Origin of the sequence: Occallatibacter sp. (assembly GCF_049582745.1) — a bacterium.
GTDB lineage: Bacteria > Acidobacteriota > Terriglobia > Terriglobales > Acidobacteriaceae > Telmatobacter.
Genome location: NZ_JBAUUO010000133.1, coordinates 1 through 11,961, shown reverse-complemented (window position 1 = coordinate 11,961; position 11,961 = coordinate 1). Strand labels below are relative to the sequence as shown.

10 protein-coding genes are annotated in these 11,961 nt (G+C 58.8%); 4 read left to right on the top strand and 6 right to left on the bottom strand.

The annotated features are described in order from the left end of the window. Positions 1-3: 3 nt before the first annotated feature. The 3 genes from WCA10_RS18730 to WCA10_RS18720 form a co-directional block, all read right to left on the bottom strand. A complete protein-coding gene (locus tag WCA10_RS18730) occupies positions 4-1,506 on the bottom strand; it encodes a DUF4139 domain-containing protein (RefSeq protein ID WP_472824038.1) in 1,503 nt (500 codons plus the stop codon). 93 nt (positions 1,507-1,599) lie between these two features. After that, positions 1,600-2,145, bottom strand: coding sequence for a cob(I)yrinic acid a,c-diamide adenosyltransferase (cobO, locus tag WCA10_RS18725; protein ID WP_472824037.1), 546 nt, complete (start codon positions 2,143-2,145; stop codon positions 1,600-1,602). A gap of 109 nt (positions 2,146-2,254) precedes the next feature. After that, positions 2,255-2,704, bottom strand: coding sequence for a 23S rRNA (pseudouridine(1915)-N(3))-methyltransferase RlmH (locus tag WCA10_RS18720; RefSeq protein WP_472824036.1), 450 nt, complete (start codon positions 2,702-2,704; stop codon positions 2,255-2,257). A 417-nt stretch (positions 2,705-3,121) separates the two neighbouring features. On the opposite strand from WCA10_RS18720, the gene WCA10_RS18715 reads away from it, so the two are divergent. Then, positions 3,122-6,526: an outer membrane beta-barrel protein gene (locus tag WCA10_RS18715; protein WP_472824035.1), complete on the top strand. Its 3,405-nt coding sequence runs from the start codon at positions 3,122-3,124 to the stop codon at positions 6,524-6,526. A gap of 156 nt (positions 6,527-6,682) precedes the next feature. Here WCA10_RS18715 and rsfS read toward each other — a convergent pair whose 3' ends face one another. Beyond that, positions 6,683-7,231, bottom strand: coding sequence for a ribosome silencing factor (rsfS, locus tag WCA10_RS18710; RefSeq protein WP_472824034.1), 549 nt, complete (start codon positions 7,229-7,231; stop codon positions 6,683-6,685). Positions 7,232-7,309: 78 nt separating this feature from the next. After that, positions 7,310-8,026, bottom strand: a complete 717-nt coding sequence (gene nadD, locus WCA10_RS18705; protein WP_472824033.1) for a nicotinate (nicotinamide) nucleotide adenylyltransferase — start codon at positions 8,024-8,026, stop codon at positions 7,310-7,312. A gap of 154 nt (positions 8,027-8,180) precedes the next feature. Here nadD and WCA10_RS18700 point away from each other — a divergent pair, with 154 nt between their 5' ends. Both WCA10_RS18700 and WCA10_RS18695 read left to right on the top strand, forming a co-directional pair. After that, positions 8,181-8,594: a vitamin K epoxide reductase family protein gene (locus WCA10_RS18700; RefSeq protein WP_472824032.1), complete on the top strand. Its 414-nt coding sequence runs from the start codon at positions 8,181-8,183 to the stop codon at positions 8,592-8,594. Positions 8,595-8,609: 15 nt separating this feature from the next. After that, the gene (locus tag WCA10_RS18695; RefSeq protein WP_472824031.1) at positions 8,610-9,893 is read left to right on the top strand and encodes an alpha/beta hydrolase family protein; all 1,284 of its coding nucleotides are present in this window, start codon (positions 8,610-8,612) and stop codon (positions 9,891-9,893) included. Between the two features lie 17 nt (positions 9,894-9,910). Here the strand turns inward: WCA10_RS18695 and WCA10_RS18690 are convergent, their stop codons facing one another. Beyond that, on the bottom strand, positions 9,911-10,795 hold the full coding sequence (locus tag WCA10_RS18690; RefSeq protein WP_472824030.1) for a M23 family metallopeptidase: 885 nt from the start codon (positions 10,793-10,795) through the stop codon (positions 9,911-9,913). A 188-nt stretch (positions 10,796-10,983) separates the two neighbouring features. On the opposite strand from WCA10_RS18690, the gene WCA10_RS18685 reads away from it, so the two are divergent. Then, the gene (locus WCA10_RS18685; RefSeq protein WP_472824029.1) at positions 10,984-11,787 is read left to right on the top strand and encodes a DUF1223 domain-containing protein; all 804 of its coding nucleotides are present in this window, start codon (positions 10,984-10,986) and stop codon (positions 11,785-11,787) included. The last annotated feature ends 174 nt before the right edge of the window (positions 11,788-11,961 follow it).

Here is an 11,961-nt window from a genome sequence, read left to right as displayed (position 1 = left end):
CCGTTACCACGTGTAGTGAACCGTGTAGCTGAGCGTAGCCTCGCTCTTCGCCGGCACCGCGATCGAAAACTTCAGCGTGTGGCTGTCGAGCTTGTTGTAGTGGGCGGACTTCTCCGTGATCTCCCAGTTCTCGCCCCGGTACATGTGCTCCAGCACCGCTACGTTGACGGTCTGCTCTTTCTGGTTGGTGAGCTTGATTTCAAAAGTCTCATCCAGCATGTGCTTGTTGTAGTCCACGTGGAAGTCCGTCTGGCGCCGCGAGCCCTTTACGTCAAAAGCCGAGCCGGTGGGAATCTTCACCGTCTCCTCTTCGGGCGTGTGGTTGATGAGGCTCTCGCCTACAAACTCCATCTGGCCGTCTCGATCGCGGCGATAGAGGCGCACACGCCCCGCCGGAAGCGGCATGCCAAGGTGATTCGCCTCGCTGTTCTTGATCTCTTCCACAATCAGCACCCTGGTGTTCTCGCCGCCTAGGCCGTAGCCCTGGTTCTGATTCACGTTGCCCGCATAGATCGGCTGCATCTGTTCTCCGAGTCCATCGTAGAGATAGCTGCGCCGCATGCTCACGTTTGCCGCATCGATAAACTGCACCTGCTTGGTCTCCCCATCGCGCAACGCAACCGTGCGGTTGAGGTCGTAGAGGTGGAAATCGTCGAAAGCCTTCTGCGTGACCCCCGGCTGCATCATATCCAGCGCCTTGGCTTCCATCTGCATCCGTGCAGGTCCGCCGTAGCCGCCCTGCTGTCCCTGGATCTTCGCGACATCGCCGGCCATCAACTTGATGCGCGCTTCCGGAAAGTCCGTGCCCGATTGATTGTGGATCGTCACCCATCCCAGCACGTCGGCCTTTTCGTCCCCGGTAACGTCCGAGTTGTCCGGCGCGACAACGTTGTAGGTTGACTCCCAGCTCAGGCCGCCGGTAATGTAAGCCAACTCCGCGTTAAAGCGATCCGAGGACCCGGAATTGATTTGCCAGCGCAGCGTGGGCTTCAGCAGCATCCCGTCCGTTGTCGCTGGGAACAGCGGCGTTCCGGGCAGTTGGAACTGCATCTTGCCGTCGACTTCAATCAGGGGCTGGGCGCTCTGGCCACCGATCATCTGCCCATCGAAGGTGTACTCCTGCGGGCGGTTGAAGCCGGCGCGAATGATCTTTCCCTGCACGATCCTGGGCCCCGCAGCACCAAAGACCTGAAAGTCGATGGTCTTGCCTTCATACTTCTCGAGCAGCCATTCCTGGCTCACGATGGCGGAGTCGTAGTTCTGCTCGACCACGTGGACCACGCGCTTGCCCGAGGGATCCCGCAGAACGACGGAGTCGGGCTCAAGGCGGCTGGTGACGCTGTCGGTTGTGATTTCGTTGATGCCGGCATGCAGATCGAGATCCAGAAACGTGCGGGCAACCGCGAAGTTCTGGTTGTAGATGGTGAGTGCAACCGGTTGCGACGTCTGTGCCGCAACCAGCATGGCAGTGAAAAAAACCGCTGCAAAAATGAAAGGATTCCGCACGGGTCTTCCTCCTCTAACTGGCTTTGGAACGTCCAGAAAGGAAGAACTTGCAGTCAAATGCTCAAGAAACGAGTCGAAGCGCGCCGTCTTCGGTCAGTATTCGATGCCCCGCTGCGCCAGAATCCCTTTTTGATAGGCATGCTTCACCTCGCGCATCTCCGTGACGGTGTCAGCGATTTCCACGAGCGTGGGATGTGCATTGCGCCCGGTCAGGATCACATGCACCATCTCCGGGCGATTACGCAGCGTCTCAGCGACTTCGGCCGGATCGAGCATGCCATAGCCGATCGCGTAATTGATCTCGTCGAGCACCACCATGTCCCACTCGCCTGACAGGATCGCCTCGCGCGCCTCTGCCCATGCCGCCTGCACCAGTCGTATATCTTCCGGATCGGTCTCCGCTCCTCCCACCTTCACAAATCCACGGCCCATCTGCTTGAGGACAAAGTTTTGCCCGAATGCCTTCGTCGAATCCAGCTCGCCATAATGCCATGAGCCCTTGAGAAATTGCAGCATCAGCACGCGCATCCCGTTGCCAACGGCCCGTAGAGCCGTACCCATGGCAGCGGTCGTTTTGCCCTTGCCGGGCCCCGTGTTGATCAGGATCAATCCGCGTCGGGAAGATTGTTCAGTGTTCATAAAAAGGGTTCTAAGTTCCGAGTTCGTAGTTGATCTGAATTCGTTCAAGGTAATTGCAGAGTCTCGCGGCGGGCAATTCAAAGGCCTTGAATTAGGAACCACGAACTGCCTAGTGGCCAGAGTGGTAGGGGTGGCCTGTCAGGATTGTAAATGCGCGATAGAGTTGCTCTGCGAGGACAACGCGGGCAAGGGCGTGGGCCAGCGTGAGAGGCCCGAGTGAGAGCAAAAGCGTCGCCCGTTTCCGCGCGACGTCCGACCAGCCATCGGCCGGCCCGATCGCGAAGACAATCTGCTGGGCGCCGTTGTCACGCCGCCTTCCCAGCCACTCGGCAAAATTCTCCGAGGTCATTTGCTTTCCGCGGCTATCCAGGAGAACGCAGACAGCAGGAGCGCGCCGCTGCTGCCGATCCATCCACTCAAACATCGCTTCCTCGCTGCGGAACGATTCAGACTGGCAGCGGGCATGGGGTCCGCATCGCTCAAGGTACATCGCCGTCAGACCCTCCAACACATCCTTGGAGGAAGGACGCGGTCCAATGTGCGCTAGCACGATCTGCATGCTGCGAAGATACACGACAGGCGGCGAAACTGGTCGCCAGCCTATTCGAAAGAGGATGGTTTGTGATTTTACGGGAGCGTCTATACAACTTCCCATATCTGCGTGTGATCTTTATCACTCACACGACCGGCTTAAACCTTTAGATTGCAAAATGAGACGAGGTTCACTGTTTGGCATCTCGCATGCACTAATAATCGTCATAGACCCTGTTTATCTTGGGAAGGTTTTCGTCACCTGCTTTCCGGATTGACGAAGCCAGACCGTTATTCATTGTTTTTTCGGCCCTTTTTTTGACTGTTAACCGCGGAACGGACCTATCCCTCCCCAGATTAGACCCGAGACGCCGAGCGCGATAGCGGATCGGGAACTCGCCCCCCATGAGATTCTCCGATCCCTCGTCGATCCGGAGGATTTCTAATGCGATTTTCGCGATTACTGCAAGTTGCTTCTTTGTCGGTGAGCCTGCTGTTGTTTGCCGGATTCATCGAGACCACCTCGGCCCCCAGCCTTTACGCCCAATCCAATATCTCGGGCGACATCAGCGGAACCGTGACCGATGCATCCGGTGCCGCCATGCCGGACGCGCAGGTAACTGTCACGAGTCTTGAAAAGGGCCAGGCAAAGACCGTCCTTACTGATCACGTTGGCGACTATCGCGTCCCGCTGCTTTCACCGGGCCGCTATCAAGTCAAGGCGACAGCAAAAGGATTTGAGACGTCGACGGTTCAAGTGACGGTATCGGCCGGCTCCATCACCCCAGTGAATATTGCACTGACAATCGGCCAGGCATCGACCACCATCGAAGTGAATAGCGGCGAGATCGCGGTACTACACACGGACGATGCGCAGATCTCCACCAGCTTCGATTTGAACCAGTTGCAGAACCTGCCCAACCCCGGGGGCGACTTGACGTTTGCGGCGCAGACGACACCTGGCGCAATCATGAACACCCAGGGCGGCTACGGCAACTTCGCTGTGGACGGCTTGCCGGCTACCTCGAACACCTTCACGATGAACGGCGGTTATGAAGGCGATCCCTACCTGAACCTGAACAACTCTGGCGCAACCAACTTGCTGCTGGGACAGAACGATGTCGACACCGTGACGGTGACGACGAACGGCTACGATGCGGCATTCGGCGGACTTGGCGGCGCGCAGGTCAACCAGGTTTCGCGGTCTGGCAGCAACCAGTGGCACGGCAACCTCGACTATCTCTGGAACGGCCGCGTGATGAACGCCAACAGCTGGTTCAACAAGTACTACAACTCGCCGCGGAACTTCGACAACGCCAATCAGTGGGCTGCCGCGATTGGCGGACCGCTGAAGAAAGACAAGATCTTCGGGTTCATCGATAACGAAGGACTGCGCGTCATCATTCCATTGATCGGCGCGGTGTATGCTCCGAGCCCGAATTGGCAGGCCGCAATTCTCGGCCCGGCCGGCTCTGCATCGGCAGCTTACGCGCCGTATGGCAATTTAGCTGACAACGGCAATTCCGATGAAGCGCCCATGTACCAGACGATCTTCAAGTACTACAACAACGCGCGGAACTTTGCCGCAGGCTCGCAGGATCCGAACGATCCGGATACGTGGATCTTCAACGGGCAGGCCACGAACTTCGCAACGGAATGGCTGATTAACAGCCGCGTGGATTTCAATCTCTCCCAAAGCGACCACATGTACATCCACTCCAAGGTGGATCATGGCATTCAGCCTACGCAGACCAGCTTCCTCGATCCGGTCTTCGATGCCGCGAGTCCTCAGCCTTCGTATGAGGGACAATTGAGCGAGACGCACACCTTCACGCCTTACCTGACCAATCAGTTCCTGTTTGCGGCGAGCTATTATCGCGCGATCTTCACCAACACCCACGGATCTACACTGGGTGCCTCCAACGTTCCGTACACACTGATTCCTGAGGGCTTTGCAACCGGCAGCGGCGATTGGGATCTTTCCGTCAACGCCAGCGACTGGGTTGGCGGTGTGAACTACGCTTTCCCACAGGGCCGCAATGTGACCGGCTATCAGTTCAGCGACGACCTCACCTGGGTAAAGGGCAAGAACACCTGGAAGTTCGGATATGCGTTCCGCCGGGATGACATCACCGACTACACGCCGAGCGAACACCAGGTCGCATTCGGCGGCGGCGAAAACTTCGTCTACGATCAGGGTGACTTCGCGGCCGGCTTATCCGATATATGGCAAGAGCGCTTCCCGCAGCGGCTCACCGCCCCGATCGCGATGTACGTCGAAGGGTTCTATGCGCAGGATCAGTACAAGCCGCTTCCGAACCTCACCATCACACTTGGATTGCGCTTGGAGCACGATTCCAACCCGCTCTGCCGTACCAATTGCGTCTCCAACCTCTCTCAGGATTTCAGCCAACTGCCGACGGGGAGAGATACGCCGTATAACAAGCTATTTGCCTCGGGCAGGACGCAGGGTCTCTTCGAGGAGCAGATCCTCGGCTGGCAGCCTCGCTTTGGTTTCTCCTATTTGCCCTTTGGTCCTGGATCGAAGACCACGATCCGCGGCGGTTTCGGACTCTTCAATGACTACTTCCCGGCACAGATCATGGGTGATCTGATCTCCAACGTGCCAAACGTTAACCGCTTCACGGTTTACGGTGCGGCCTATGGCACTCCGATCGCCATGGATCCATCTCGCGCCGATAGCGGACATGCGATTGCAGTCACGTCGAATAACGCTCTTAAGGCGTTGTTCCCACTGGGTGGATATTACAGAAACGCCGCGGGGACCTGCCCCGATCCGCTGAGCATCTACTGCGCGACCGGAGGTGTATTCAGCAGGCCGACGGTATTCGGAGCTGCGCATAAGATCGACCTGCCTTCCTACGACGAGTGGAGCTTCGCGATCGAGAACCAGATCCTGAAGAATACAGTGCTTGCAGTGCAATACGTGGGCAACCGCTCGTATCACCAGCCGGTCACCTATATGCCGAACGCTTACTGGGCTCCGAACGGCGGCCCCGGCTCGAACGCATCGCTTCCGGCAGCACGTCCAAACGCGGCTCTGGGTAGTACGACTGAGGTCTATAGTGGTTCCTGGTCCAACTTCAACGGATTGCAGGGGACACTCACCAGCCGTTTGAACTGGCTGACGATGCAGTTGAACTACACCTACGGCCACGCGCTGGATACGACGTCGAATGGCGGCTTCAATGCGTTTGGTGTAAATAGCGGCGGCCAAATCAATCCCTACGATTTGAAGCAGAACTACGGCAACGCAGACTACGATGTGCGTCACTACATCAGCGCCAACTACTCCATCCGCGTTCCCTATTGGGGTGGACCGCACGTTCTGGCAGATGGCTGGCAGCTCGCCGGAACCGTCTTCCACAACACCGGCTATCCGTTCTCGGTGACAGACGACACCGCCCAGGTGGCATACGGAAATGCGCCGTTGGCCCAGCAGATCGACAACAGCTTCAATCACCACTGCGGCGGCAAGTCGCACGTAGATACGCCTTGCAGCTTTGCCTCGCACTTCACCAACTCGACCGACTACGGCCAGCAGCGTCGTAATCAGCTCTTTGGGCCGAACTACACCGACTTCGACATGGATCTTTCGAAGAGCTTCCGCGTTGTGCCGAAGAGGGAATCAGCAAAGCTCAAGGTTGCGGTGCAGTTCTTCAACACCTTCAACCACGCTAACTTCCAGATTCCGCTGAACGACGTAAACTCGTCGGGGCTCGGAACCATTTATTCAGCGGCCAGCACGCCGACTTCAGTCCTGGGCGCCTTCCTCGGTGGCGATGCTTCGCCGAGGTTGATCCAGCTGAAGGGCAGCTTCGTGTTCTAACTTCAACCAGCTTATCCACGACGGAAGGGCGCTCTTCGGAGCGTCCTTCTTGCTGGTGCTGCGTTTCTCTCGACTGCAAGATGCACCGTGCAGGCGACGGGCAAAAAACGAAGCGGGCGCCCTCGACGAGGCCCACTTACTTCCATCAAAACTGCACTACTTCTTTGCAGCGGTTTTCCTGGCAGGCGCTTTCCGCGTTGTAGCCTTCTTCGCCGCAGGCCTTGCAGGAGACTTCGTTGCAGGGCTTTTAACGCGTTTCTTTGAGGCGCCGGCAGAAGCTTTCTCACGCGCAGCCCGCGTCCTGGCGGCGAGGGCTTGTGTCAATTCGGCGTCGAACTCGGCAGGGGTGAACGGACGCGCCGATTTGCGCAGCCGTTCGATATCGTAGAAGGCGCGCCGCTCCGTCAGAAATACGTGCACGACAAAATCAACGTAATCCAGCAGAATCCAGTCGCCCCGGCGGCGCCCCTCCACGGAGTGCGGCATGGCGCCGAAATCCTTCTTCAACCGGTGCTCGATTTCGTCGGCAATGGCCACGGCCTGGCGGTCGTTGGTGGCTGAGGTAATCAGGAAAAAATCGGACAGTCCGGAATCGATCGGATCGAGTTCGAGAATGCGGGTATCTTCGCCTTTTTTGTCTTCACAGGCCGCGGCTGCGGCTTGAACGAGAATGCGGGTCTGTTTGTGCGTTTCGGTTGTGCTCATGCAGCGGCAATTGTCTCCTCGCTCATCGTAGTCTCTGGACTCCGCAGCGGCAAGCCGGATGAACGCGACGTCACGTCCTCAGCGGTACAGTCCATGCGCTGCGATGTAATGGCAAACCGCATCCGGCAGAAGCTCGTGACCCGCGCAGAGGCGCTCGAGCGCCGCGCTCACCTGTTGCCGGACCTCGGTGCCACTGATCTCAATCTCTACTCCGGGCAGCAAGTACAACGGGGTCGAAGCGCCCGCGGCGTTGCGAAGTGTAAAAACGCGCAGCGTGCCCTCCGCCGCCCCAGAAGCCGCCGGCCCGTCCTCGTGGATAGTCAAGCCGTCAGGCACAATTGCCGCTAGGTCCTCAAGGCGCTGTCCTGGTCGCGAAGCCACGATCAGGGGCGCCAGGAAAGGAACCTCCGCTCCACGGTGCCAGTGCGGCAGGCTCAGAAGCGAGTCGGCGCCCATCAGCGTGAAGAGAGCCGCTGACGGAAACTGCTTCCGCAGATGCATCAGAGTGTCGATCGTGTAATTGGGCATGCCGTTCGGGTTTGGCGCATCCGCAAGGCAGATGGCAAAATCCGGTACCCCTTTGATGGCCAGCTCCGTCATTGCCACGCGATCGTCATAGGTGGCGGTTGAGCCGTGCGGCTTCAGCGGCTGGATACCTACCGGAGCAAACAAAACCGTGTCGAGACGCAGGGCGATCTGGGCGGCACGAGCGATCCCAATGTGCCCCAGATGGGGAGGATCGAAACTGCCCCCAAAGAAGGCAATCCGCTGACTCTCCTCTACTGGCTCAGGCATGGGTTCATGGTAAGGCATCCCCGGGACCGCGCCGATTTTCAGTTCTGCGAAGTTGGGAATCCCCAAAGGTCGTATCTAACTAAGTCCATTGGTTTCGGTGAGAGCTAACTCGCGAACCTCAACCGTATGATTGTCTGCTAGCATCATTTTCACGATGCGATATGTGATTGCGGTTCTTGCCCTCGTCGGGGCCGTGGTCTCGGGCCTTGCACTTCAGGTGCACTACACGGTTGCCACGACTCCGTGTTCGATCAACGAGAAATGGGATTGCGGCGTTGTAAACCACAGCTCCTACTCCCTCATCTCGGGTATCCCTGTGGCGCTCATCGGGATGGCGGGATATCTCGGGCTGGTGTGGCTCGGGCTGGCGCGCCAACGCGCGGTTCTTACCCTTGCCGCCGTCGCCGGCCTCGCCTTCGCCCTCTACCTGGCCCACATTGAGCGAGACATCCTCGGTACCTGGTGCCTCCACTGCGTCATCTCCCTCGCCGACATCGCGCTGATTACACTGATGGGTTTGATCTGGCTCATCGTCGGTGCAGTCCAAAGGCAGCGCCGGCGCTGGTAAACTTGAACTGAAACCATGTTCAAGGAAAAATACGCGCGCTGGATGTACGACTGGGAAACCCGGCTCACCACCCGCGATGAAAACCGCATAGTGCGCCGGCTCGAATGGGGCTTCGAGTTCATAGAGCCTTTCCTCGAAGCGCACGGCTTCGGCGCAGCCATCCCCGGACCAGAAGATCTTTGCGGCGATGCTGCAGCCGAATCCGCAATGGCGCGTATCAATCAGCTTCTCATCCGCCACAGCGACATCTTCTTTGGTTACGAAAAGCCCACCGACTTCCGCCTCGAAGATCGCCACCCCGAGTTATTCCCGACCAACGTAAGGCCTGAGACGCTGGCAAAAGACGCGGCAATCAAACAATTGGCGGCCGATGGCAAAACGCAGAAGGCGCAGTTCCTGCGATTCACCTCGCCCGAGCGCACGGGCTACGCCGAAAACGATCTTGCGAATGCGCGCTGGTATCCAGCGCCCGCGCACGAAGATCCCAATCGGCCCAAACAGGCCATCGTCGTCATGCCGCAGTGGAACGCCGACGCCTTCAGCCACAATTCCCTGTGCACGATCTTCAATCGCATGGGAATCTCGGCGCTGCGCCTGTCCAAGCCGTACCACGACATTCGCCGTCCCGCTGAACTCGAGCGCTCCGACTACGCTGTCAGCGCCAACATCGGTCGCACGCTTTCTGCCTGCCGCCAGGCCGTGGTCGACATTCGCTGCTGCCTCGACTGGCTCGAAGACCAGGGTTACGAGCACTTCGGCGTCCTCGGCACGAGTCTGGGATCGTGTTACGCATTCCTCGCCAGCGCCCACGACAAGCGCATCCGCGTCAATGCCTTTAACCATGCTTCGACGGCATTCGGCGACGTGGTGTGGGCCGGCCAAAGCACGCGCCACGTCAAGCAGGCGCTCGACGATGCAGGCATGACGCAGGACCGCGTGCGGCAGTTGTGGTCGGCCATCAGCCCTGTCAGCTATTACGACAAGATCATGCGCCCTGAAGTCGCCGGGCCGGACAAGAGAGTCCTGCTCGTGTATGCGAACTACGACCTGACCTTCCCGAAGGAATATTCGCTGCAGGTCGTCGAAGCCTTCACGCGGGTCGGCCTCAACTACGAGAAGCGCGTCCTGCCCTGCGGCCACTACACCACGGGCGAAACGCCTTTCCAATACATGGATGGCTGGTTCATGGGCTCCTTCGTTTATCGCGCCTTCAAAGAGTTGCGCAGAGAGAAGGCCGCGCACGCCGGAATCGCATCACCAACCGTGATAGAAGCCGAAGAAGACCTGGTGTCGCGCTAGGCTGCCGCTCGAAACCTCTACCGAATCGCATTCAGATTTAGCCGCAGCAGCTTGCCCGGATCGAGATACGCGCCTTCCCAGCGCACCGCCCAGTGCAGATGCGGCCCCGTCACGCGCCCCGTTGCGCCGCTCAGTCCAAGCCTGTCGCCCGCAACCACGTGCTGCCCTTCGTGCACATCGATGCGGCTGAAGTGCATTGACAGCGTGTAGAGCCCCAGCCCGTGATCGATGATCACGCAGTTGCCTTCGTAGTAGAGCGGCCGCGCCAGCCCCACAACGCCGCTGTTTGAAGCGCGAACTACGGTTCCCATCGGAGCGCGAAAATCCATGCCTTTGTGAATACTGGCCAGCTTGCCGTTGAACATCCGCCGCGTCCCAAAGCTGTCCGTTGGCGCCGCTCGAACCGGCGCACGAAAATCCCCATGCCACAAAGGCTCGGCCACGCTGGTTGCGAACACTTTCGCTTTCAGCTCGGCATCCGCAGCGATCACCTTCAACTCATCCGGCCCCGGCTCCACAAATTTCGGTTGCACCGTGAGCTTTCCCGTTCGATAGTGCGCCGGGTGAATCTCGATTGTCCGGCTCAGGTCGAGTGGGACACCGCCGTCGAGATCAGCGCTGATCCGAAGTGTAGAAGGACCAACGGCCCCCTCCACATCCACACCCGCGAGAGCAACCCACTTCTCCTCGCGCTTAAAGAACTCAACTTTTTGCCCCAGCCATTCGCCACGTACGCTCTTCGCATGCGGCGCCCTGACGACGATCAATTCCGGCGAACCGGCCTCAACCATCGCCGGCGTTAGCGAAACAACGGATTCGGTCTTGGAATGTTGCTGTGCGAATGAGCTCGATGCACCGAAAGCAATCAAACACGCGAGTCGCAACATGCGAGAGCCGGTCATGGGTTCAGCATAACCCGCTCCGTTGTTCCCAGGCGGCAGAAACCCTACTTGGGCAACCTTGTTGTTTTGCTTCTGCCGGTAGAAATGGCGGCTGGCGCCATCCGTTTGAGTGTTGCGCCGGTCCGCCTTGCGTCAATTCGATTGAAAGGAATGTAACCTCCGGAGAAAATTCTCAATCAAAGGGTTGTATGCCTTCCCCAATTGCCTTTCCCATCGGCCGTACCATTTGTGCCGCGCTGCTCGTCGCCGGGGCCTTGAGTTTGTTCGTCCCGCAACTTCGGGGTCAGGCCGCAACCTCTTCCGCCCCGGAGCGCGTACCTGTACTGGTTGAGTTGTTCACCTCCGAGGGCTGCTCCGACTGCCCTCCCGCCGATGCGCTGCTGGCGAAGCTCGACGCCTCGCAGCCAATTCCGAGTGTGCAGGCAGTTGTTCTCAGCGAGCACGTCACCTATTGGAACCGTCTTGGGTGGACTGATCCCTTCTCGCTCGACGCCATGACGGAGCGACAGGAAGACTATGTTCTCCGCTTCGGTCTCAATTCAAGTTACACGCCACAGATGGTCGTCGATGGAACCGATCAGTTTGTCGGCAGCGACGGCCGCGCGCTTGTTGCGGCGATGACAAAAGAAGCAAAGACACCCAAACAAGCCATCGCGATCGAAGGTGCAGCCTGGGATCATGGCGCCGCTCAGTTTTCAGTTCACGCCAACGCACCAGCCGGAACGAAGCTGCTCGCGGTGCTCGCAGCCGATGCCACTCACTCTGAGGTTGCGCGCGGAGAAAACGCCGGCCGCACGCTTCACCACACCGCCGTGGTCCGCGTGATGAAGGAGTTTGGCGCAGATGCTGCTAATGGTCGCCAGCTCAAACTCTCGGGCGGACCCTTGACGCAAAAAGCCGAAGCCGCCGGACCTGTGCGTCTCGTCGTCTTCCTCGTTGATCGCAAAACCGGCCACGTGCTTGGCGCTGCACAGCAAACCCTGCGGCGTTAGAGCATTTTCATAATTACTGTACTCCGTAACCGCAGTGTCGGAAGAAAGCCTGCGCGTTTTGGGGAGTGATGGCGTCGATGGCGCGCGCGATGGCCGGTTCCAGCTGATCGAGCGCGCGGGCTTTCACTGCTCGCAGGAGTTGTTTCAGCTTGGACCAGGCTTGCTCGATGGGAT

Bases quoted from the DNA above. Each gene is read 5' to 3' on its own strand.
- cobO (WP_472824037.1), bottom strand. From the start codon at position 2,145: ATGAACACTGAACAATCTTCCCGACGCGGATTGATCCTGATCAACACG.
- WCA10_RS18720 (WP_472824036.1), bottom strand. From the start codon at position 2,704: ATGCAGATCGTGCTAGCGCACATTGGACCGCGTCCTTCCTCCAAGGAT.
- WCA10_RS18715 (WP_472824035.1), top strand. From the start codon at position 3,122: ATGCGATTTTCGCGATTACTGCAAGTTGCTTCTTTGTCGGTGAGCCTG.
- rsfS (WP_472824034.1), bottom strand. From the start codon at position 7,231: ATGAGCACAACCGAAACGCACAAACAGACCCGCATTCTCGTTCAAGCC.
- nadD (WP_472824033.1), bottom strand. From the start codon at position 8,026: ATGCCTGAGCCAGTAGAGGAGAGTCAGCGGATTGCCTTCTTTGGGGGC.
- WCA10_RS18700 (WP_472824032.1), top strand. From the start codon at position 8,181: ATGCGATATGTGATTGCGGTTCTTGCCCTCGTCGGGGCCGTGGTCTCG.
- WCA10_RS18695 (WP_472824031.1), top strand. From the start codon at position 8,610: ATGTTCAAGGAAAAATACGCGCGCTGGATGTACGACTGGGAAACCCGG.
- WCA10_RS18690 (WP_472824030.1), bottom strand. From the start codon at position 10,795: ATGACCGGCTCTCGCATGTTGCGACTCGCGTGTTTGATTGCTTTCGGT.
- WCA10_RS18685 (WP_472824029.1), top strand. From the start codon at position 10,984: ATGCCTTCCCCAATTGCCTTTCCCATCGGCCGTACCATTTGTGCCGCG.